Annotated in this window: 21 protein-coding genes; 9 read left to right on the top strand and 12 right to left on the bottom strand. The window is 57.8% G+C overall.

Going from position 1 to position 22,760, the window contains the following annotated elements; genetic code table 11:
- Positions 1-81 precede the first annotated feature (81 nt).
- Positions 82-1,320: an efflux transporter outer membrane subunit gene (locus L3X40_RS17280; protein WP_237366714.1), complete on the top strand. Its 1,239-nt coding sequence runs from the start codon at positions 82-84 to the stop codon at positions 1,318-1,320.
- 2 nt (positions 1,321-1,322) lie between these two features.
- Here the strand turns inward: L3X40_RS17280 and L3X40_RS17275 are convergent, their stop codons facing one another.
- The 3 genes from L3X40_RS17275 to L3X40_RS17265 all read right to left on the bottom strand — a co-directional run bounded on the left by L3X40_RS17275 (position 1,323) and on the right by L3X40_RS17265 (position 3,807).
- Entirely contained in the window at positions 1,323-2,630 is a 1,308-nt protein-coding gene (locus L3X40_RS17275) for a sensor histidine kinase (RefSeq protein WP_237366717.1), read from the bottom strand.
- A 110-nt stretch (positions 2,631-2,740) separates the two neighbouring features.
- A complete protein-coding gene (locus L3X40_RS17270) occupies positions 2,741-3,406 on the bottom strand; it encodes a response regulator (protein WP_237366713.1) in 666 nt (221 codons plus the stop codon).
- Positions 3,407-3,441: 35 nt separating this feature from the next.
- Positions 3,442-3,807: a hypothetical protein gene (locus tag L3X40_RS17265; RefSeq protein WP_237366712.1), complete on the bottom strand. Its 366-nt coding sequence runs from the start codon at positions 3,805-3,807 to the stop codon at positions 3,442-3,444.
- 189 nt (positions 3,808-3,996) lie between these two features.
- Between L3X40_RS17265 and L3X40_RS17260 the strand changes: the two genes are divergently transcribed.
- Positions 3,997-5,523, top strand: coding sequence for a DUF389 domain-containing protein (locus tag L3X40_RS17260; RefSeq protein WP_237366711.1), 1,527 nt, complete (start codon positions 3,997-3,999; stop codon positions 5,521-5,523).
- A 65-nt stretch (positions 5,524-5,588) separates the two neighbouring features.
- Positions 5,589-7,370, top strand: coding sequence for an ABC-F family ATP-binding cassette domain-containing protein (locus L3X40_RS17255; protein WP_237366710.1), 1,782 nt, complete (start codon positions 5,589-5,591; stop codon positions 7,368-7,370).
- A gap of 141 nt (positions 7,371-7,511) precedes the next feature.
- On the opposite strand, the gene L3X40_RS17250 is transcribed toward L3X40_RS17255, so the two are convergent.
- The 3 genes from L3X40_RS17250 to L3X40_RS17240 all read right to left on the bottom strand — a co-directional run bounded on the left by L3X40_RS17250 (position 7,512) and on the right by L3X40_RS17240 (position 10,608).
- Positions 7,512-9,350 carry a M2 family metallopeptidase gene (locus tag L3X40_RS17250; RefSeq protein WP_237366709.1) on the bottom strand — a complete coding sequence of 613 codons (1,839 nt, stop codon included), beginning with the start codon at positions 9,348-9,350 and terminating at the stop codon, positions 7,512-7,514.
- 63 nt (positions 9,351-9,413) lie between these two features.
- Positions 9,414-10,169, bottom strand: a complete 756-nt coding sequence (locus L3X40_RS17245) for an alpha/beta fold hydrolase (protein ID WP_237366716.1) — start codon at positions 10,167-10,169, stop codon at positions 9,414-9,416.
- Positions 10,162-10,608: a GFA family protein gene (locus L3X40_RS17240; RefSeq protein WP_237366715.1), complete on the bottom strand. Its 447-nt coding sequence runs from the start codon at positions 10,606-10,608 to the stop codon at positions 10,162-10,164. The genes L3X40_RS17245 and L3X40_RS17240 overlap by 8 nt, the downstream gene beginning before the upstream one ends.
- A gap of 49 nt (positions 10,609-10,657) precedes the next feature.
- Here L3X40_RS17240 and L3X40_RS17235 point away from each other — a divergent pair, with 49 nt between their 5' ends.
- The 3 genes from L3X40_RS17235 to L3X40_RS17225 are packed head-to-tail and all read left to right on the top strand — an operon-like array spanning position 10,658 to position 13,716.
- Positions 10,658-11,110, top strand: coding sequence for a MarR family winged helix-turn-helix transcriptional regulator (locus L3X40_RS17235; protein WP_237366708.1), 453 nt, complete (start codon positions 10,658-10,660; stop codon positions 11,108-11,110).
- Positions 11,082-12,182, top strand: coding sequence for an HlyD family secretion protein (locus L3X40_RS17230; RefSeq protein WP_237366707.1), 1,101 nt, complete (start codon positions 11,082-11,084; stop codon positions 12,180-12,182). The genes L3X40_RS17235 and L3X40_RS17230 overlap by 29 nt, the downstream gene beginning before the upstream one ends.
- Positions 12,145-13,716: a DHA2 family efflux MFS transporter permease subunit gene (locus tag L3X40_RS17225; protein WP_338331155.1), complete on the top strand. Its 1,572-nt coding sequence runs from the start codon at positions 12,145-12,147 to the stop codon at positions 13,714-13,716. The genes L3X40_RS17230 and L3X40_RS17225 overlap by 38 nt, the downstream gene beginning before the upstream one ends.
- Before the next feature lie 49 nt (positions 13,717-13,765).
- Here the strand turns inward: L3X40_RS17225 and L3X40_RS17220 are convergent, their stop codons facing one another.
- The 6 genes from L3X40_RS17220 to ffh all read right to left on the bottom strand — a co-directional run bounded on the left by L3X40_RS17220 (position 13,766) and on the right by ffh (position 18,679).
- Positions 13,766-14,791 carry an aspartate-semialdehyde dehydrogenase gene (locus tag L3X40_RS17220; RefSeq protein WP_237366705.1) on the bottom strand — a complete coding sequence of 342 codons (1,026 nt, stop codon included), beginning with the start codon at positions 14,789-14,791 and terminating at the stop codon, positions 13,766-13,768.
- Between the two features lie 93 nt (positions 14,792-14,884).
- Positions 14,885-15,277 (bottom strand): 50S ribosomal protein L19, encoded by a 393-nt coding sequence (rplS, locus tag L3X40_RS17215; RefSeq protein ID WP_237366704.1) that lies wholly within the window; start codon positions 15,275-15,277, stop codon positions 14,885-14,887.
- Entirely contained in the window at positions 15,274-16,020 is a 747-nt protein-coding gene (trmD, locus tag L3X40_RS17210; protein WP_237366703.1) for a tRNA (guanosine(37)-N1)-methyltransferase TrmD, read from the bottom strand. The genes rplS and trmD overlap by 4 nt, the downstream gene beginning before the upstream one ends.
- Positions 16,017-16,505: a ribosome maturation factor RimM gene (rimM, locus tag L3X40_RS17205; RefSeq protein WP_237366702.1), complete on the bottom strand. Its 489-nt coding sequence runs from the start codon at positions 16,503-16,505 to the stop codon at positions 16,017-16,019. Before rimM ends, trmD begins: the two co-directional genes overlap by 4 nt.
- 97 nt (positions 16,506-16,602) lie before the next feature.
- Complete coding sequence (rpsP, locus tag L3X40_RS17200; protein WP_237366701.1) at positions 16,603-17,169, bottom strand: 30S ribosomal protein S16; 567 nt, start codon at positions 17,167-17,169, stop codon at positions 16,603-16,605.
- 37 nt (positions 17,170-17,206) lie between these two features.
- Positions 17,207-18,679: a signal recognition particle protein gene (gene ffh, locus L3X40_RS17195; RefSeq protein ID WP_237366700.1), complete on the bottom strand. Its 1,473-nt coding sequence runs from the start codon at positions 18,677-18,679 to the stop codon at positions 17,207-17,209.
- Between the two features lie 320 nt (positions 18,680-18,999).
- On the opposite strand from ffh, the gene L3X40_RS17190 reads away from it, so the two are divergent.
- The 3 genes from L3X40_RS17190 to mtaB all read left to right on the top strand — a co-directional run bounded on the left by L3X40_RS17190 (position 19,000) and on the right by mtaB (position 22,696).
- Positions 19,000-20,655: a putative bifunctional diguanylate cyclase/phosphodiesterase gene (locus L3X40_RS17190; RefSeq protein WP_237366699.1), complete on the top strand. Its 1,656-nt coding sequence runs from the start codon at positions 19,000-19,002 to the stop codon at positions 20,653-20,655.
- A 71-nt stretch (positions 20,656-20,726) separates the two neighbouring features.
- Complete coding sequence (gene dapF, locus L3X40_RS17185) at positions 20,727-21,533, top strand: diaminopimelate epimerase (protein ID WP_237366698.1); 807 nt, start codon at positions 20,727-20,729, stop codon at positions 21,531-21,533.
- Positions 21,530-22,696: a tRNA (N(6)-L-threonylcarbamoyladenosine(37)-C(2))-methylthiotransferase MtaB gene (mtaB, locus tag L3X40_RS17180; protein ID WP_237366697.1), complete on the top strand. Its 1,167-nt coding sequence runs from the start codon at positions 21,530-21,532 to the stop codon at positions 22,694-22,696. Before dapF ends, mtaB begins: the two co-directional genes overlap by 4 nt.
- Positions 22,697-22,760 lie beyond the last annotated feature (64 nt).

The raw sequence follows: 22,760 nt of genomic DNA, 5'->3' as shown, positions 1-22,760 counted from the left end.
GGCTACTGGCCGAGTCTAAGGCTAAAGCCAGTATCCGACTGAAGTCGGAGGGGTTCCTCCTCCAAGAGGACTCTAAACGCATTGATTGCGCAAGCCGACGCCAACAGCCCCGACGTGCGGGTAGCGCAGGCACGGTTGCGCGAAGCACGCGCCAACCGGGATGCCATAGCAGGGGCAAGGCTGCCACGACTCAATGCATCGGGCGCGGCGACAACCAACAGGGTCAGTGAAAATGGCCAAATCCCGATCGGTAATATTCCAGGCTTTCCGCGTGATTATGACCTGTATGATGCAGGTTTCGATGCGAGCTGGGAAATCGATCTGTGGGGGCATGCCGCCCGGCAAACCGAGGCCGCATCCGCGCGCGCGCAAGCCGCCGAGGCCGAGCAGCGATCGGTGCTGGTAAGCCTGCACGCGGAAATCGCGCAAAGCTATGTCGACCTGCGTGCGGCTCAAGCATTGCTGGCAAGTGCAAAGGCCGACGCACTGGCACAGGACCAACTCGCACGCCTGACGCAACAGCGGTTTGAAGCCGGAGAATCATCCCGGTCCGATTATATCCGGGCCGAAAGCCGCGCCCGTGCAGCAGCAGCTCAGGCACCCGTTCTGGAGGCCGATATTCGCGCAGCGGCCTATCGCATAGCCCTACTTGTCGGCCAGCCGCCTGAAGCGATGAATGACCCATTGCTTGGGAACGCTCCTATCCCAACCCCTCCGGCAGACATAGCCATGGGCCTGAGGTCTGACATGCTCCGGCGGCGGCCCGATATCCAGGCAGCCGAACGACGACTTGCGGCGGCGACTGCCGATGTCGGCGTCGCAACTGCTGAATTATTCCCCCGCTTTTCGTTGATCGGATCGATCGGGCAGCAGGCCCGTACACCGGGGGATTTGACCGACAATGCCAGCATGCGCTTCCAGTTCGGGCCGAGCCTTCATTGGCCAATCTTTTCGGGCGGCGCCATCCGCGCCCAGATTCGCGGGGCGGATGCGCGCGCCGACGCAGCGGCGGCCAATTATGAAAAGGCGGTACTGACGGCGCTGAATGAAAGTGAAACAGCCGCAAACCGTCTTAAAAATACCGCCGAGACGTTGATGCAAAGTCTTGCCGCCCGCGATGCACAACAGCAAGCGCTGGGCTTTGCCGAACAACGTTACCGTTCAGGTGAGGAAAACCGGCTATCGCTCCTCCAGGCACAATCGACCTACGCCGAGACTCAAAAGGCCCTGTCGCAGGCACAAGCCGCCCATGTGCGCGCCGCCATTTCGCTATACAAGGCATTGGGCGGCGGATGGAGCATGCAGCAGGTGGATCAATAATCTCAGGCAACGGTCGGCAAGCGCAATCGCACTGCCAGACCGCCCATATCCTCGCTTTCTTCCAATGCGACCTCGCCGTCGTAAATTTCCGCCACGTCACGAACAATGGCAAGGCCAAGCCCTGTTCCCGGCTTTCCCGAATCAAGGCGCGCGCCGCGGTCAAATATATGAAGGCGGTCCTGTGTGGGAATGCCGGTGCCGTCATCTTCGACAAGCATCTCAATCATATCGCCTGCCTTGGTGACCGTCACAAAAACACTCCCCCCACCATATTTGGCGGCATTTTCCACCAGATTGCCGAGCATTTCGTCCAGATCCTGGCGTTCGACGCGGACGGCGGCTTGCTTGTCCCCATCAATGTCGATCCGGACATCGGGATAAAGTCGCCCTACCGCACGTTCGACCGCCTGCAAGCTGGGCCAGACATCTGTCCGGCAATGTGCAGAGCCGCGTCGTCCAACCGCGCGCGCGCGCGCAAGATGGTGATCGACCTGCCGCCGCATCGTGGCGGCTTCCCTGATGACAGTATCGGACAGGTCGTTCGCCTTTGCCGTCGCCGCATTCATGATGACCGTGAGCGGTGTTTTAAGTGCGTGCGCAAGATTTCCGGCATGACGCCGCGCCTCTTCCGCCTGCCGTTCATTATGGGCAAGCAGTTCGTTCAATTCTTCAACCATCGGCATGATTTCATCGGGCAAGGGCGCGGTCACACGGTTCTTGTCGCCTGCCCGCATGCGCGATATTTCCAGCCGCACGCTCCGCAGGGGACGAAGACCGTAAAACGTCTGCAACGCCGCCATGGCAATCAGGCCAAGCGCCAGCATGGCAAAGCTTTTGATCAATGTGGATCGCAGCGCGCTGATCTGATCGTCCAAGCTGGACCGGGCCTGTGCCACTGTGAATTTCCACGTAACTTTCGACCCAGGCAACTGCACATTGCGTTCCATGACGCGCAAATCTTCGCCTGGAAATTGCTTGCTGTCAAAAACGCGGGCCGTCATATCCGTGTGCGACGCATCGACTTCCAATGCCCGATCCCACAGGGATCTTGATCGGAACTCATCAAAGCCGGGGCCGCTGATCTGAAAATAAATGCCGCTATTGGGTTCCAGGAATCGCTGATCAGCGAGGGGGCGGATCAGGCGCACTTCACCGTCGGGGCCAATTTCGGCCGAACCGATCATCGCGATCAATACATAGTTCAGGCCATCATCGAAACTGCGCGTGACCGCATCGGTCAGCACCCGGTCCAGCGCCATGCCGCCACCAAGCAACAGCAAGGTAATCCACAACGCAGCAATGCCGATCATGCGTCGGCTCAGCGATCCCGTCGTGCGCGCCGATCCCGTGTCCGGTGCGCTTTCTACCGGACTGGCGCTGGCGTCATCCTTGCTGGTATCGCCCTCGGCCAAATCAGGCCTCAGGCCGCCGGCTCTTCAAGACTGTAGCCAAGGCCGCGAATCGTGGTGATCACATCTGGACCCAGCTTCTTCCGAATGCGCGTAACAAACACTTCTATTGTATTGGAATCGCGGTCAAAGTCCTGATCGTAAATATGTTCTATCAACTCGGTACGCGACACGACCTTGCCCTTGTGATGCAGGAGGTATGACAGGAGCTTATATTCCTGCGCGGTAAGCTTCACCGGCTCACCTTTCAGAGTCACCTTGCCCGATCGCGTGTCCAGACGGACATCGCCTGCAATCAGCTCGCTTGACGCATTGCCAGAGGCGCGGCGGATAAGTGCGCGCAGACGGGCAATCAGCTCTTCACTCTGGAAAGGCTTGGCGAGATAATCATCTGCTCCTGCATCCAGACCAGCAACCTTGTCCGACCAGCTATCGCGCGCGGTCAGCACCAATACAGGGAAGCCCAAACCTTCCTTGCGCCAGCGATCAAGCACCGTCAGCCCATCGATTTCGGGTAAGCCAAGATCCAGTACGACCGCATCATAACTTTCCGTCGAACCCAGAAAATGCCCCTCCTCGCCATCGGTGGCAAGGTCGACGGCATAACCCGCACCCTCCAGAGTGTTTTTCAATTGCGGGCCCAGATTAGGTTCATCTTCAACAATCAACAGCCGCATATCAACCCTTTACCCTGTTTATCTTGTTTATCTTGTCAGCGCGAACGCCGGACAACGTCGCCCGACCGGCCATCGACATCAACCCATAGCACGCGACCGTCCATCATGTATTTAAGACGATATTCACCACGACGATCGTCAAATTCGCTGCCCAGATAGCTTGCGCCATCCATATCGCGCTCCACTCGGCGCTTGATCACCGAAAACGGCATGACATGGCCATCGAGCATGGCACGACGCGCCGCATCCTGTTCATAACGCCTTGGATTCCCGCGAACAGCATCATCGCGCTGCACAGTGCCGCGCGTCCCGCGTGCCTGATCCCCACGCATTTGGTCTCCACGCCGCTGTTCGGCCGACGCGTGCGTGGAAACGCCCGTCATCACAAGCCCTGCAAGCATAGCAACTGCCAGAAATGGAGATCTCAACTGCATCATGGGTTCATGACATAGGCGAGAGCTATTGAACAGGTGGTGAATGGGACTGGAAGCTGATTGAAAGCTTTAGGGTTCTTATTCCTTGGCAGTCCCGTGTCAGTTTGGATACAGCGGACCATCTGCCTGCACGGCTTGTCAAACAGAAAGGCTCTCATGACCGGTACAACGACCCCGCCGTCGCTGTGGCAAGCGGTCATCCACCCCACCCGGCATTGGTGGAAAGACAATGTGCTCAGTCAGATCGACCATCGCGCAGTCATGGACAAGGTGCATGACGAATCCGGCTGGACTCCGCGCTATGCCTTCATGACTCTTATGTCCGCAGGCATAGCGGTACTGGGTCTCATCCTCTCCTCACCGGCCGTGGTCATTGGCGCGATGCTGATTTCGCCGCTCATGGGTCCCATCATCGGCCTTGGCTTTGGCTTGGCGACCGGGGATTCCAAGGAGATCAGACGAACCTTGGCGTCGCTATCGGGCGGCATTTTCCTGGCGATCTTCTTTACCGCCTTCATTGTCGTTCTATCCCCCCTGCAAACGGTGACTGCCGAAATCGCGGCGCGGACGCGGCCCAATCTGTTCGATCTGGCCGTGGCGCTTTTTTCGGCCCTTGCCGGCGCCTATGCCATGATCCGGGGACGCGAAGGCACAATTGTCGGCGTTGCCATCGCCACCGCCCTGATGCCGCCGCTGGCCGTAGTGGGCTTTGGTCTGGCTACATTGAACTGGACGGTGTTTTTGGGTTCGTTGCTGCTGTTTTTCACCAACCTGATGACCATCGCATTGTCCGCCGCAGTCATGGCCCGGCTGTACGGGTTTGGCCGCCGCCTTTCACCCCGGCAAACGGCTATGCAATCCTCTTTCATCCTGGCGACATTCATCCTGCTGGCGGTCCCGCTTGGCTTTTCGCTGCGGCAAATTGCCTGGGAAGCAGCTGCTTCGCGTCAGGCAAGCGATGTCATTTCCGGTACATTCGACAAACGCTCGCGGATCAGTCAGCTCGACATCGATTATAACAGCGATCCTATCAAAGTAACGGCCAGTATTTTGACGCCCGATTACAAGGAACAGGCCGAACAAAGCATCGAACGGACGCTCAGCCGCCTGTTCGACCGCTCGATTGATGTGTCGGTCGAACAGTTCCGGGTCGGCACGGACGCGGGCGATGCGGAAGCGGCACAACTCGCCGCGGCCCAGGTCCGCGAACAGGCACAGACGGCCGAACGCGAAATAGCCCGCATCACGCGCCAGATCGCGCTTGTAGCGGGTGTGACAAACGACGCCATCACGATCGACCGCAATCACAAGCGCGCAATGGTGAAGGCGGGCCAACTGCCCGATGCAGGCCTGCGCACCTATTATGTGCTGGAACAGCGGATCGCAAAGCTGGAACCCAAATGGGCGATCATGATCACGCCGCCTGCCCTGCCCTTGCCGACTGTTGCGATACAGGATGATGGCGCCCTGACGCCCGATGGAACCAAAGCGTTCGAGCTTGCCAACTGGGCGGCCTTACGGATCGGTGCGCCCATCGGGGTCAGCGGCCCCGAAGACGATGCCCAGCGCCTTGTCGACATGTTTAAAAAGGCCGGAGTTACCGCAGAATACAGGAATGACGACGCAAGGCGTGGCATTGATCTTCGCCTGAGCTGGCAAGCGCCGAAAGCGGAAGCGGAGTAGAATCGTCAACGGCATTTGTGTCAGCAAACTTGCGCGATGGATCAATCGCTCCTAACTGCCGCGCCATGGCTGCACCTATTTTATCCTATGAAGACCTGGGCCTGATCCAGGGCAGCGGCTGGCTGTTCCAGGGACTCAACCTCTATATTGGCGAGCGTGACCGGCTGGCGCTGATCGGCCGCAATGGCGCGGGCAAAACAACCCTGCTGCGGCTGATCGCGGGGCAAATCGAGGCGGACAAGGGTTTGCGTTCGATTGTGCCGGGAACACATGTCGTGATGCTGGAACAGGACCCGGACCTGTCCGCCTTTGAAACGCTCCACGATTTTGCCTGTAGCGGCAAGATAGCCCCGCCGCGACACGAGGTAGAGGCCATCGCCGATCAGCTTGGCATCGACCTGATGCGCCCAGCCAAAACTGCATCGGGCGGCGAGCGGCGGCGTGCAGCCATTTGCCGCGCGCTGGCCAGCCAGCCAGACCTCCTGCTGCTTGACGAGCCGACCAACCATCTGGACCTGGCCGCTATCGACTGGCTGGAAAGCTGGCTGAACCGATATAGCGGCGCGTTTATCGTCATCAGCCATGACCGAACGTTCCTGACCCGCCTGACGCGTCAGACGCTTTGGTTGGACCGGGGCAATATACGCCGCAATGAAATCGGTTTTGGCGGTTTTGAGGCATGGATGGAAAAAGTCTATGCCGACGAGGCGCGTGCCGCCGACAAGCTGGACGCCAAGCTGAAGCTGGAGGCGCACTGGCTGGAACGGGGCGTCACCGCGCGGCGCAAGCGCAATCAGGGGCGCCTTGCCAAGCTGCACAACATGCGTGCGCAGCGAGCGGCAATGATCGGCCCCACAGGCGCCGCGAAGCTCGCCATTGCATCGGATGATGTGAAGACCAAAAGCGTCATCGTTGCCGAACATGTCACCAAACGCTTTGGCGAGCGGACAATCATCAAGGACTTTTCCCTGCGCATCCAGCGCGGCGACCGCATCGGTATTGTCGGCGCCAATGGAGCAGGCAAGACAACGCTACTCAAGCTTATGATCGGCGAAATTGCCCCAGATGAGGGCAAAATCACGCTGGCAAAGACACTGGACGGCGTCATCATCGACCAGCAACGCAGCCTGATGGCGCCTGACAAACGTGTCCGCGACGTGCTGGCAGAAGGCGGTGACTGGATCGAGGTACGCAGCGTTAAAAAACATGTGCAGGGTTATCTGAAAGACTTTCTGTTCGAGCCCTCGTTGATTGACGTGAAAGTCGGAACCTTGTCGGGCGGCGAACGATCTCGACTGCTGCTGGCGCGGGAATTTGCGCGCGCATCCAACCTGCTGGTGCTCGATGAACCGACCAACGATCTGGACCTTGAAACGCTCGATTTATTGCAGGAAGTGATCGCCGATTATGACGGCACCGTCCTGATCGTCAGCCACGACCGCGACTTTCTGGACCGCACCGTCACCTTGACGCTGGGCCTGGATGGCAGCGGCACGGTCGACATTGTTGCTGGCGGCTATGAGGATTGGGCAGCAAAGCGCCAGTCGCGCAACGCCGGCAAAACGCCTGCTAAAAAAATGGAAGCCGCGCCCCCGCCACGGCAACAAACCAAGCTGAGCTACAAGGACCAGCGCGATTACGAACTGCTGCCCCAGCGAATAGAGGAATTCGAAGCGCAAATCGCACGGGACGAAGAAACGCTGCACAATCCCGATCTTTACGCCCGTAATCCCGACAAATTTGCGGCATTGACAATAGCTATCGAAAAAGCGCGCACGGACAAGGAGGCAGCGGAGGAACGCTGGCTGGAACTAGCCGAAATGGTAGAAAGTTTGGGTGGCCTATAGGGTCTTTGTGGACATTGCCAATATAACCCGTCACCCCTGCGCAGGCAGGGGTCCCGCTTCTTCTGCCTGGTTATTGCTTAAGAAAAGTGGGGTCCCTGCCTTCGCAGGGACGACGAGATTCGAGTGATGAAGAACTTCTGCTTACCACCCGCACTGCTTCCCCTTATTCTGGTCTTTCAGCCAAGCCTGTAGCGGGGCAAAATATTCGATCATCGCCTCACCCGATATTTCGCGTGTGCCTGTGAACGCTTCAAGAGCATCCGGCCATGGCTTCGATGCACCCATTTCCAGCATGGCATTCAGCTTTGCGCCCACTTCCTTGTTGCCATAAAATGAGCAGCGGTGGAGAGGGCCTTTCCATCCGGCCTGATCGCAGGAGGCCTTGTAGAATTGAAACTGCAGAATGCGGGCGAGGAAATAGCGCATGTAAGGCGTATTCCCGGGTATATGGAATTTGGCGCCCGGATCGAAGGCGTCATCGGGGCGCTCAACCGGCGGCACGATCCCCTGATATTGCAGACGAAGCTGAGTCCAGGCATCATTATATCCCGCAGGTTTGATCGCGCCGTTGAACACGCCCCAACGCCACTTGTCGACCAGCAAGCCAAAGGGCAGGAAAGCCACCTTATCCATCGCCTGACGCAACAACAGACCGATATCCTTCTCCGCGCTGGGCACCTTGGCAGGATCCATCAGGCCGATGTCGACCAGATATTGCGGCGTGATCGACAGCGCAACGAAATCGCCGATCGCCTCATGGAAGCCGTCATTCGCACCATTCAGATAGAGATAGGGCTGCTTGTTATAGGCCCGCTGATAGTAGTTATGGCCCAGTTCATGATGGATGGTGACGAAATCGTCGCTATTCACCTTCGTACACATTTTGATGCGGACATCGTCCTTGTTATCGATGTCCCATGCGCTCGCGTGGCAGACGACCTCCCGGTCCTGCGGCTTGATAATCATCGAGCGCTGCCAAAAAGTTTCGGGCAGTGGCGCAAAGCCAAGCGAGCTGTAAAAGCCCTCGCCGGTCTTCACCATCTTCACCGGATCATAGCCCTTGGCATTCAGCAGGTCGCCAATGTCATAACCCAGATCGCCCGCCCCCTTCGGCGCGACGATGTCATAGATATTGCCCCATTCCTGCGCCCACATGTTGCCCAGTAGATCCGCACGGATCGGGCCGGTCTTTGCCTGCACGGCGTCGCCATATTTTTCATTGAGCTTGGTCCGCGTATAACAATGCAGTTCGTCATAGAGCGGCTTGACCTCGCTCCACAGTTTTTCGGTCAGCGCCGCGAACGCATCGGCGGGCATGTCATAGCCCGAACGCCACATGGCGCCGACATCCTTATAATCCAGCTCTCGTGCGCCCTTGTTGGCAATATCGACCAGACGGACGTAATCCGGCTTCATCGGAGCGCCCACGCTATCGTGCCAGCTTGCCCACATTTCCTTCAACTGTGCCGGATTGCGGTTGGCGCCCATCGCGGCCTCGATGTCGCTGCCGTTGATCGGCTGACCATTGAGCGTGCCTTTGCCCTTGCCATAAGCGGACTGCAGGCGGGTTGCGATTTCGTTCAGCTCGGTCGCCGCGCCCGGCGTGGTCGGCGCGGGCAGGACAATGCCGCCGCGCAATATGTCCAGCTTGCGCTTTATATCATCCGATAGGCCCGGAACATCCTTGTACTTCGCGGCCTCAAGGGCGAAGCGAACCGACATCTCTGTACCCTGCGCCCCGAATTTGGCGGCGAGAGCATCTGTATCATCGGTGATATAGGTGGCGTTGATCCATCCCATACGGCTGGCATCGACTGAATAATCGAACAGTTGCTTTTCCGCGGTAGCAACAAAGCTTTCGACGTCGGCGACTGTGGGCTTCGCCTGCTCTATCGCACTGTCTTTTTTCGAAGAGGCGGCCAAGGCCGGACTTGCAACAAGAACAGCCGCGAGAGCGGCGAGAGAAATAGCGAACTTCATGGATTATTTATCCTTTTCAGGCGAATTTCATGGCCCGATTAGTGACAAACGCAACTGGTCCGGTCAAGCAGTGAGAAAATCAACGATGGCCTCGCCAAGTTCGATCGTGGTGATGCAACTCATATGCGTACCGGGGATTTCCTTCAGCCGGCCATTGGGCAACAGATCGGCCAGGGCCACCGGCGAACCGTTGTCGCGGTCATCACGCCCACACAGTACCAGCGTTTCGGTCTGTATCGCCGCAACCTCATCAGGCTCGATGTCCCCGAACGTATTGAGCAACAGCGTCGCGGCAACCGGATCGATCTTCATCGTTTTCATGAACTGAACCGCCATCCAATGCTCATCTCCACGCCCCACGGTGTCGCGCATGGCAATGGCGTCCAGAAAGAAGTCCCGGCGGCGCGCCCAACCCGAAAGCCCTTCCAGGCCCATGCCTGACAGGATCGCCCGACCAGGATTCATCCCGCGCAATAGAAGCTTTGCAGTTGTCCGCGCACCCAGAGAAAATCCGCCAAGGTCAAAATCCTCCAGCCCCAGATGGGTAATCAGCGCTTCAATATCCCTGACCAGCACATCATGCGGATAGGCCGCCGGATCATGCGGAGCGGCACTTTGCCCGTGCGCGCGCAGGTCAGGCATGATGATCCGAAATCCGGCCAATGCGACCTGCGCCGCCGTGCCAAATTTGATCCAGTTCACATATGCACTGGAAAACAAGCCGTGGAGCAGAACGAGTGGACGTCCTTCCCCCATTTCATGAACACACAGACGCACACCATCAAAGGATTCGAACCAATCCGATGTTGCTTCAGTCAGGGATTTTTCCAACGCTCTTCATCCACCGCTCAACAAGGCCCTTATGCTCATCGCAGCGGTAGCGCGGCAGCGCGGACGTGTCGAGCCATGCTTCATGCAGACTTTCCGCCCCGAAATGATGAGAGGGTCGAAAATAAGCCGGATCGTCGAAACTGCCGACGGTCAAATCCATGTTTTCGCCATCCACAAAGGCAAAACCGAGCGATGTCCCGCAATGGGCACAAAAGGGCCGTCGCGCGATAGGAGAGCTTTGATACCAATCCGGCGGGGCATCCGTCCATTGCACAGCGGCCTTGGGCAGATTCTTGAAAGCAATGGAAACGCCCCCTGTCGCTCGTTGACACATACGGCAATGGCATAGATACGCCTCATCGTTGTCCACCTGCGCCCCATAACGAACCCGGCCGCATTGACAGCCGCCTTCCATTATTTTCATCATCATAGCTCCATCGCTTGCCTTTAATAAGTATAGTTATTATGTGTGCCATATGGAAAAAAACATTGGGTATATGTTTAGTGATATTGCACGTCTTATGCGACGCCGATTTGATGAAAGATCACGTGATCTAGGCGTAACCAGCTCCCAATGGCGTGTTCTTATGTGCGTCAATCGCAATCCCGGCATCAATCAAGGCGCGCTTGCGGAGCTTTTGGAAGTTGAGCCTATTACGACTTGCCGCATGGTTGATCGGCTGGAACAGGCGGAGTTGATCGAACGCCACCGCGATCCCAATGATCGGCGAGCTTGGCAGCTCTTCCTGACTGAAGCGGCCATGCCATTGCTTGATGGACTGAAGAGCTGTGGCGTACATCTGACAGAGACGGCACTTGCTGGAATAACCGATAGCGACCGGGAAAAGCTGTCCTGTATGTTGGACATCATCCGGAATAACCTGATCGGAGCGATCACCGATGGAAATGAAGCGCGGCAGCATGGCTGAAGCAGATCGTCCCATATCGCTTGAGGATCAGGTAGCGCAGGCGGAAAAGCAACCAAAAACACTTCGTAATCGCGTGTTGATGCTATCGGTCCCTCTGCTGCTGATTGCGGTGGGTGGCTATTTCTGGCTGACCGGCGGGCGATTCGTCAGTACAGATAACGCTTACGTCCAACAGGACAAGGTTGCGATTGGCAGCGACGTGCTGGGCCGAATTGTTGAGGTCGATGTCAAGGAAAACCAGCTCGTAAAAGCAGGCGACATATTGTTCCGCATCGATCCCGAACCCTATCGCGTTGCGTTGGCGGAAGCCAATGCCGCGATTGCCTCCGCACAAGTCGAGCTGGAAAAATTGCATACCGACTACAGCGCAACCAGCGTCGACATCAGCGGCGCGCAAGAAGACATTGCCTATGCGCAAACGGAATATGAACGCCAAAAATCGTTAATGACACGCGGCTTTACGACCCGGGCGCGGCTTGAGGAGGCAGAACACACGTTGCAAAAAGCGCGTGAGGAATTACGCACCGCAAAAGCCGAAGCGTCAAAGGCGCGCGCCGCGCTGGCGACCGGACAGGCAGTGCCGGGAGAAAATCCGGCGATTGCCGCCGCCCGTGCGCAGCGTGACAAGGCCGCGCTTGATTTGAGCCGCACCATCGTGCGTGCGCCTGTTTCAGGCCGGATCAGTCAGTCGGATCGATTGCAGGTCGGGCAAATGATGGTCGCCGGCCTTCCGGCGGTTAGCATCGTCTCTGATGATCGCAGTTGGGTGGAAGCCAATTTCAAGGAAACACAACTTGAAAAGATGCATCCCGGCCAACCCGCTAACATCATATTTGACGCCTATCCCGGTTTGACGCTGAATGGGCATGTGGCCAGTCTTGGCGCCGGCACGGGATCAGAATTTTCTATTCTGCCCGCGCAAAACGCCAATGGTAATTGGGTGAAGGTAACGCAGCGCATACCCGTGCGGATCGCCATTGATGGAAAACCCGCCCGCCAGCTCATTGCCGGTATGAGTGCCGACGTGACTGTCGATGTCCGTAAAGGCAGTGCTCGCAATGGAGACCGGTAACTCGGACACGGCCCAAACGCCTCTAGCTGGCCGACACAATATCCTGCTCACGATTGCCATCATGGCGGGCACGTTGATGCAAGTTCTCGACACAACCATAGCCAATGTTGCCTTGCCTCACATGCAGGCATCGCTTGGCGCTACGCAGGACAGTATTACCTGGGTTCTGACCAGCTATATTGTAGCTGCAGCCATTGCCATCCCGATTACCGGCTGGTTGGCCGACCGCGTAGGGGCGCGTCAGCTTTTTCTGTTTTCGGTCGGCTTGTTCATCGTTGCATCCATGCTGTGTGGTATCTCCAGCAGCTTACCGGAAATGGTGCTTTTTCGCTTGCTGCAAGGAATTGCCGGCGCTTTCATCGCACCACTGGCCCAAAGCGTTTTGCTGGACATCAATCCTCCGTCCCAACACGGAAGAGCCATGTCGATCTATGGCATGGGGATCATGATCGGTCCAATCATGGGTCCCATATTGGGCGGCTGGCTGACAGAGAATTACTCATGGCGTTGGGTTTTTTACGTCAATCTCCCCGTGGGAGTAATGTGCTTTGTCGGCCTTTGGGCATGGCTTCCAGCCAGAGGCACCAAAAAACATGGTTTTGATCTAAGCGGCTTTGCATTGCTTGGTATAGCTTTGGCGTCGTTGCAATTGCTGCTGGATCGTGGTGTGCATGTTGACTGGTTCCACTCGAGGGAAATATGGATCGAGGCGGGCGTTGCAGCTTCCTGTTTCTGGATGTTTGTCGTCCATTTGCTGACTAATCGAAATCCTATCTTTCCACCCGAAATGTTGGCCGACCGGAACCTGGTAACCGGCACGCTATTCCTTTTCATTTTAGGACTGGTTATAATGGCTGGCATGGCGCTGCTGCCGCCGATGATGCAAAATCTCTATGGGTATCCCGTTCTGGATACTGGAGTTTTGCTTGCCTCCCGGGGGGTTGGTGTGGTGATCACCATGGCGCTTGCCGGACGGCTGACAGACAAGGTGGAACCTCGCCTGCTTTTCCTTGTCGGGTTTATCCTGATGGCGACATCGCTCTGGTACATGACAAGCTGGTCGCTTGAGATGGATTGGCACCCCATCGTTTGGAGCGGCTTGCTACAGGGCCTGGGGCTGGGCCTGGTCTTCGTGCCTTTGAATGTGGTGGCCTTTGCAACGCTTCCACCGCAATATCGCACTCACGCGGCAAGCCTGCTCAACCTTAGCCGCAATATGGGCGCGTCCATTGGCATCGCCATTGTTACTGCACTGCTGGCGATGAATATCCAGATCAGCCACGCCGATTTGGCCGGTCACATTACCCAGTTCAGGTTGCCCGCTGATCCCAATATGGCATTACGCGCCGGGCAAGCGGGGGAAGCTGTCATGACCGCCATTGATGCAGAGCTGAATCGTCAAGCCGCCATGATTGCCTATATTGATGATTTTTACATCATGATGTGGGTGACGATCGCCGCCCTTCCACTGGTTTTTCTGTTACGCAATCCCAAGCGCACCAAAGAAGACAGTGACATACCCCTGCTGGAATGAAGGCAAAGGACCGGAAACCTCCATGGCAACCGGTCCTTGCGGATTTACATCACGCCTTTTTTAGGTGCCTTCGCCCCAGCAACTCTGCAATCTGCACTGCATTCAATGCAGCACCCTTGCGCAGATTGTCGGAAACGCACCACAGGATCAGACCATTTTCAACGGTCGGGTCCTCACGCACCCGGCTGATATAGGTAGCGCTGTCACCAACGCATTCAACCGGCGTGACGTAACCGCCATCTTCGCGCTTGTCGACGAGCATGATGCCGGGCGCTTCGCGCAGAATTGACTGGGCTTTTTTTGCCGAAAGCTCATTTTCGAATTCGATATGAATCGCTTCCGAATGGCCAACGAAGACCGGCACACGCACACAGGTCGCGGTCAGCTTGATCGCGGGGTCGAGGATCTTTTTGGTTTCGACCACCATCTTCCATTCTTCCTTGGTCGATCCATCGTCCAGGAAAACATCGATATGCGGAATGACATTGAAAGCGATCTGCTTGGTGAATTTCGTCGCCACGGCCGGATCGCCCACGAAGATATTGCGCGACTGCTCGAACAGTTCGTTCATGCCCGCCTTGCCCGCACCGGAAACCGATTGATAGGTCGATACCACCACCCGCTTGATCTTCGCGGCATCATGCAGAGGCTTCAGCGCCACGACCATTTGCGCAGTCGAGCAGTTGGGGTTGGCGATGATGTTGCGCTTCTTATAACCATCGATGGCGTCAGGATTCACTTCCGGCACGATCAACGGAACATCCGGGTCCATGCGGTAGAGCGAGCTATTGTCGATGACGACGCAGCCGGCCGCAGCCGCCTTGGGTGCATAGATCTGCGTCGGGCCAGAACCAGCGGCAAAAAGCGCCATATCCCAGCCGGTGAAGTCGAAATGCTCGATGTTCTTCACCTTCAGCATTCGGCCGGTATCGCCATATTCGATTTCGATGCCGGTGGAGCGCGAAGAAGCGACAGCCGCCACTTCATCGGCCGGAAATTCGCGCTCGGCGAGGATGTTCAGCATTTCGCGGCCCACATTGCCAGTGGCGCCGACGACGACTACGCGATAACCCATTAAATCATTCCCTATATTTGACAGAAAAACAGCCGGTTCCCTGTGTGGGACCGGCTGTTACTGAAACCTTGTCTCGGTTGGTCCCTGTTGGGATTATCCCTCCTGGGTTCCGGTTTCCGTTGGCCGGTTGTCGCGGCGTTCCGCGATGCGTGCGCGTTTGCCTGTGCGGCCGCGCAGATAGTAAAGTTTCGCCCGCCGCACGACACCGCGACGGACGACGGTAATCGAATCGATATTGGGCGAATATAATGGAAAGACGCGCTCCACGCCTTCACCAAAGCTGATCTTGCGAACGGTGAAGTTGCTGCCCATGCCCCGGTTGGAGCGGGCGATGCAGACACCTTCGTAATTCTGGACACGGGTGCGTTCGCCTTCAACGACGCGCACGCCGACACGGAGCGTATCGCCCGCGCGGAAGTCGGGGATCGACTTCTTGGACTTGAATTCCTCGATGGCTTCGGCCTCGAGCGTCTGGATGAGGTTCATGACCCATCTTCCTTCTTTTTGCGCTGCGCACCAGAGGGCGACTGGTCCCGAACGCCGATATGACGCTCCCAAAGGTCCGGCCGCCTTAGCCGTGTATCATCCTCTGCCCTTTGTTTCCGCCAGGCAGCGATTTTCGCGTGATCCCCCGATCGCAACACTTCAGGGATCGCACGCCCTTCCCAAATAGCGGGCCGGGTATAATGCGGATATTCGAGCAGCCCCGCTTCGAAGCTTTCGTCATCTCCGCTAGAAGCCGCGCCCATTACCCCGGGGAGCAGTCGAATGCAAGCATCAAGTAGCACAATCGCGGCGGTTTCTCCGCCCGAAAGAATGTAGTCACCGATAGAAACGGGTTCGATGTCCCGCGCCTCGAAAAGCCGTTCGTCAATGCCTTCGAAACGACCGCAAAGAATAGTGACGCCGGGACCGGCGGCAAGGTCGCGGATACCCTCCTGGGTCAGCGGCTTGCCACGCGGAGTCATGGCAAGAACGGGAGCCAATGGTTGATGTGCCAACGCATAATCCACGGCAGCAGCCAAGACATCCGCACGCATCACCATGCCCGCCCCGCCTCCCGCGGGTGTATCGTCAACCGAACGATGCTTGTCCGTCGCAAAGTCACGAATCTGGATTGGAGCGCAAGACCACGTCCCTTCGACCAGGGCACGGCCCGCAAGAGACTGACCCAGTGGTCCGGGGAACATTTCGGGGTAAAGGGTCAGGATTTGGGCGGCAAAACTCATTGGACAAACGCCGCGTCAATGACCAGCTTCTCTCCCCATTCCGGGACCGCCTCAGTCCGCATGGGAACCATGAATCGCTTGCCATCCGGCCGTTCGATTTCAATAATGTCCCCAGCGCCGAAATTTTCGACGGCGGCAACCACTCCCAACTCCTCGCCCGTAGTGGAAACGCAGGGCAAACCGAGGAGGTCCGCATAATAATATTCGCCCTCCCCCAATGGCGGCAATAACGAGCGAGGTACGGTAAGCGGCGTACCGCGCAGCGCCTCGGCAGCATTGCGGTCAGAAATTTCGGCAAAACGCGCGATTGCACCGTTCTGGCCAGGGCGAATATTCTTGAGCGTTAGCGTGCGGCCCGATGCCTCAAAGCTCTTATAGGCCTTGAGGCTTTCCGGGCTTTCGCTGAAAAGTTTCAGGCGCACTTCACCCATAACGCCATGAGCGCCGATAATGGCCGCAAGGGTTACGGGACGGTCCTGCGTCATCCAAAAAGCTGCGCTAACGGCCCTCGACCACACTCGCACGAAACGGAGATCGGATGTTCCGTTCGTGTCGAGCATAGTCGAGGCACGCTAAACCGGCTCAGCCCTCGGCCTGCTTTTCGTTAGCAGCTTCAGCAGGAGCCTCTTCGGCCGATGCTTCTTCTACTGGTGCTTCTTCTGCTTCAGGGGCAGCGGCTTCTGCAACAGGAGCAGCTTCCTCTGCTTCAGGAGCAGCAGCCTCTTCCGCAGCGGGGGCGGCTTCTTCGACTTCAGGTTGAGGCGCAGGCGCCTTGGCGGCTTCTTCCGCGGCCTTCTTGGCTTCTTCGGCTTCGGCCAGCTTGGTGGCGCGTTCCTCTGCGCGTTCAGTTGCCTTTTCGCCCGGCTTCGCCTTGTTCGGGTTGCTGCGGGCAGCACGTTCCTTCACGCCAGCGACGTCCAGGAAGCGGGCGACGCGATCGGTCGGCTGCGCACCCACAGAAATCCAGTGCTTCGCCCGTTCGGCGTCCAGAACGATACGCTTTTCATCATCCTTGGCCAGCAGCGGGTTATAGCTGCCGATGCGTTCGATGAAACGGCCATCGCGAGGTGAACGGCTGTCCGTCACGACGATCTTGTAATAGGGACGCTTTTTGGAGCCGCCACGCGACAGACGAATTGCAGTTGCCATGTAATTACCTTTCTATAATAAAATCAAAAACTTAAATTCATTTCTTCAAAAATTTGTCAAATCCAGGGGGAAGCCTGGGTGCATCCCCGCCGGGAAGGCCGGGAAGACCGCCGCCCGAGGGCATGCCTCCTGCCCCGCCACCGAGCATACCGCCAAGACCGCCACCCATTCCGCCCTTTGCAAACATGGCGCCCAGCCCCTTCAATCCGCCCATTTTACGGATTTTCTTCATCGCGCCTTCCATTTCCTGATGCATTTTCAGGAGGCGGTTGACCTCCTGCACCGTAGTGCCGGACCCCTTGGCGACGCGAATCTTGCGCTTGGCATTCAAAAGTGCGGGTTTCTCACGCTCTTTGGGTGTCATGGAGCCGATGATCGCATCCATATGCACCAGCGTCTTGTCACCCATGCCACTGTTCGCCATGGCGTTTTGCGCCTTTTTGAGGCCCGGCATCATGGCCGCGAGCGCACCAAGGCCACCCATGCGACGCATCTGGTTCAACTGCGCGCGCAGGTCGTTCATATCGAACTGACCCTTGGCTATTTTTTTGGCCAGCGCTTCGGCTTCATCGCCCTGAATGGTTTCGGCAGCTTTTTCGACCAGACTGACGACATCGCCCATGCCCAGAATGCGACTGGCAACGCGTCCCGGATGAAACAGCTCCAGTGCATCCAGCTTTTCGCCAACACCCGCAAATTTGATTGGACGTCCCGTGACCGCTCGCATCGACAGGGCCGCACCACCCCGCGCATCGCCATCCATCCGGGTCAGGACGACGCCGGTCAGCGGCACCTGTTCGGTGAAGTTCTTTGCAACGTTGACCGCATCCTGCCCGGTCAGAGAATCCACGACCAGCAAGATCTCATGCGGACTGGAGATGTCGGCCACTGCCTTCATCTCATCCATCAACGCCTGATCGACATGCAGGCGGCCAGCGGTATCGAGCATCAGAACGTCAAAGCCCTGAAGCTTTGCCGCCTGCATGGCACGGCGGGCAATTTCGACAGGCGACTGCCCCGCGACGATTGGCAAAGTAGCAACGTCGACCTGCGTACCCAGGGTCGCAAGCTGTTCCTGTGCCGCCGGACGGTTGACGTCGAGCGAGGCCATCAGAACCTTTTTGCGATCCTTTTCCTTCAGTCGCTTGGCGATCTTGGCTGTTGTCGTCGTCTTGCCTGAACCCTGCAAACCGACCATCATGATGATGGCCGGCGGGCTCACGTCGATCATCAGTTCCGATGTTTCCGACCCCAGCATTTCGGTCAAGCCGTCATTGACGATCTTCACCACCTGCTGACCGGGCGTTACGGAGCGCAGAACATTCTGGCCAACCGCTTTTTCAGTAATGCCCTCAATGAAATCGCGGACAACGGGCAAAGCAACGTCGGCTTCCAGCAAAGCGATACGCACTTCGCGCATCGCCGCCCGGACGTCGGATTCGTTCAGCGCGCCACGACCACGCAGCTTGTCAAAGACGCCGCCAAGACGTTCGCTAAGAGAGTCGAACATTGCCAATCCTTTTGGAGCAAAAGCCCCGTTTTCCGTCACATCCCGCTTAACCGGAAAGCCGAAACGCAAAATACGCCGGTGGGCGAAACCTCGCCGACCAGCGCCTATCCATGGACGATATCATGACCAGGATGTTACAGCTTACCGGACCCGCGGGACCGATTGGAAATGGCCAATATACAAGCTTTGGCCAACATGCAAGCTATTGCCCGATCATTGGTCGGCAACCGCTTCGTTAACCATTTATAAACCCTTTTTTGGCAGAATTGTCCTGTCGCTCAGATAAACTGACGCGGCGTGGGGCAACGAAAACAGGTCTTATGAGCGGACAGCACAACCCAACAGACATGCAATCTGCCCAGCGGGACATGATCACCAGCAGTATTGTTGTAGCAGCGATCGTGATGTTCATATGGACGGGCGGTTCCGCGATGTCGGCGGTGGTCCGCAGCCTCACCGGCCTGGGTGCGGGCGTCGAGCAGATCATGATGACTGCCCTGTTGCTCAACATCGCGCTCATCCTGTTTGGATGGCGGCGCTATCGCGACCTGCAGATGGAAGTCGTGCAACGCAAGGATGCCGAAGAGCGCGCCCGTTCGCTGGCCGCTACCGACCTGTTGACCGGCTTTCTCAATCGTCGCTCGATTGCCGAAGAAGGCGCGGCGTTGCTTGGTCGCGCCCAGCACAAGCATAAAAGCGTTGCGCTGCTGATGCTGGATCTGGACAATTTCAAGACGGTGAACGACATCCATGGCCACGCTGCGGGTGACCTTGTTCTGAAAACTGCCGCCAAACGCATTGAAAGTCTGATGCCGCCTTCCGCCCTTACGGCGCGCCTTGGCGGTGACGAATTTGCCTGCGCCTTCATCTTTGATCCCAACGCACCGCAAATCGTTGATCGCATTGCCGAAGAGCTTGTGTCTGCAATGACTGCACCGATCCTGGAAAATGGGATGCATCTAGCGGTCAGCACCTCGATCGGCATCGCCCGGTCGGATTACGATTGCGACAGCGTCGAATCGCTGATGCGCCGGGCCGACATTGCGATGTATTGCGCCAAAAACCAGGGCCGCAACCGCTTTTCCTGGTTCGATACGTCGATGGAACGCGAACTGAATGTACGCAATACCCTGGAAGCAGGAATGCGCGAAGGCATTCCGCTAGGCCAGTTCGTGCCCTATTATGAACAGCAGATCGACCTTTCGACGGGCAAGCTTAATGGCTTTGAAATGCTCGCCCGCTGGGAGCACCCAACCCAGGGTCTGATTTCGCCTGACGTCTTCATTCCGATCGCCGAGGAAACCGGCCTCATCGCCGATCTCTCGCTTTCCGTCATGCGGCAAGCGTTCGAGGAAGCAAAGAACTGGGACAATTCGCTCAGCCTGTCGGTCAATATTTCCCCGGCACAGCTCAAGGACCCCTGGCTCAGCCAGAAAATCCTCAAGCTGCTGGTTGAGACGGGCTTCCCGGCGAACCGGCTGGAAGTCGAAATCACCGAAAGTTCGCTGTTCGAAAATCTCAGCCTTGCGCAATCCATCGTCGGATCGCTCAAGAATCAAGGCATTCGTATCGCGCTCGACGATTTCGGCACCGGCTACAGTTCGCTTGCCCATTTGCGCGCCCTGCCCTTCGACCGGATCAAGATCGACCGCAGCTTCGTCTCCTCGATCAATCAGAACAGCGAAAGCGCCGCCATCGTCAGCGCCATTGCGCGGCTGGGTGACAGCCTTGGCCTGCCAGTGACGGCAGAAGGCATCGAAGACCAGAATATCCAGAACCAGCTTCGTGACATGGGCTGCACCAAGGGCCAGGGTTGGCATTTTGGCAAACCCCTTACTGTCGAACAGGCACGCAAGATGCTGGCCGACCAGGGCCTGTTGCCAACGCGCGTCACCCCAGGCGTTACGCAGAGCGAAGAAGCCACGGCGGAGCTGTTTGAACTGCGCAACGGCAAGGGCACCCGCAAGGCCGGATAAATTACGGTACGCCTCTGCTTTTACGTGAAGCGCGGTGGACACTTGCCCTCCCCACCCCTAAATGAGCGGCCATGATCGGTCGGTTTCGAAAAATGCATGGCCTTGGCAATGATTTCGTTGTCATTGATGCCCGCGACAGCGCACTGGAACTGAACCCGGCGCGCGCGCGGGCGATTGCCGACCGCCATCTGGGCATTGGCTGCGATCAGATCATTCTTCTGGAACCGTCAACTCGGGCGGACGTTCGTATGCGCATTTTCAACGCCGACGGCGGCGAGGTCGATGCCTGCGGCAATGCAACACGGTGTATCCCACTGTTTTTGGGCCGGGATTGTCGGATCGAAACCAATGCAGGCTTGCTGCTGGCCCAATTGTGCGACAACGGCGCAAGTGTGGACATGGGAGCGCCTCGCTTCGATTGGGACGCCATTCCTCTTGCCTATGCGATGGATACGCTGGACATGCCGGTAAGCTGGGAAGACCTGCCCGTCCCGACCGCCGCCAATATCGGTAATCCGCACGTCATTTTCTTTTGCGACGATCTGGACAGCGTGGATTATGCGCGCCTTGGTCCGATGATCGAAAATGATCCGCTTTTCCCCGAACGCGTGAACGTCAATTTCGCGCAAATCCTGAACGAAAGCCATATCCGCCTGATCGTCTGGGAACGTGGCGCCGGACTGACGCAAGCATGCGGAACGGGCGCATGCGCAACCGCCGTTGCCGCCATTCGATGCAAACTGATGCAAGGGCCGGTGACAGTCAGCCTGCCCGGCGGTGATCTGTGCATCAGTTGGGCGCCGGGCGAAACCATCGGCATGACCGGCCCTGCCACCTCCGTCTTCGAAGGCGAGGCTGACTGGAGTCGCTTTGGATGAGCGGCCCGCAGATCATCACGCTTGGCTGCCGCCTGAATATCGCTGAGAGCGAAACCATGCGCACCCTTGCGCCTGATGAGCATGACCTTGTCATCGTTAATAGCTGCGCTGTAACCAATGAGGCTGTCCGCCAGACCCGGCAGGCAATCCGCCGCGCCAAACGCGCCCGACCCGAAGCACGCATACTCGTAACCGGCTGTGCGGCGCAGACCGATCCCGCCATGTTCGCCGCCATGCCGGAAGTGGATAGCGTCATCGGCAACCGGGAGAAGTTCGATCCCGCCTCATTCTCCTCCCGTCACTCCCGCGAAGGCGGGAATCCATCGCCTGCCATATCGCCAGAGGACGACACCGAGAGACGGATTCCCCCCTTCGCGGGAACGACGGGCATGGCCAAAGTCCGCGTTTCCGATATTATGGCTGTACGCGAAACCGCCCCGCACCTCGTCAGCGGGTTTGCCGATCATGCCCGTGCCTTTGTCGAGGTGCAAAATGGCTGCGACCATCGCTGCACTTTCTGCATCATCCCTTATGGCCGGGGGAACAGTCGATCGGTCCCGGCGGGCGCTGTGATCGACAAGATAAAGACGCTGGTAGACGCTGGCTATCGAGAGGTGGTGCTGACCGGCGTTGATGTCACCAGCTATGGCCCTGATCTGCCGGGCAGTCCGACACTTGGCCTATTGATCGAGCGCATTCTTGACAAGGTGCCGGACCTGCCCCGCCTGCGCCTTTCTTCATTGGATTCTGTCGAAATCGATGACCGCATGTTTGCATTGATCACACAGAACGCACGCGTAATGCCGCATCTGCACCTTTCGTTGCAGGCGGGCGATGACATGATCCTCAAGCGGATGAAGCGCCGCCATAGTCGGCGCGACGCAATTGCCGTCGTCGAACGGATCAAGGCGGCGCGTCCTGACATCGCCATCGGTGCAGACATCATCGCCGGTTTCCCGACGGAGACTGAGGAGATGTTCGAAAACAGCCTTCGGCTCCTGGAACAGTGCGATATTGTCTACGGGCATATCTTCCCCTTCTCGCCCCGCACCGGAACACCGGCCGCACGCATGCCGCAGGTTGACCCGGCGACTATCCGCGAACGCGCGGCACGACTGCGCGCTGCATGCGAAACGCGCAAGCAGCGTTGGCTGAATGACTGACCGGCTGATGCCGGTAGGATCAAGTGGAGGGGCTGAAGCCGTTTCTGTGGGAATGCCGGTCCAG

It is taken from the genome of Rhizorhapis sp. SPR117, assembly GCF_021742065.1.
This window is presented reverse-complemented; position numbering and strand designations above follow the sequence as displayed.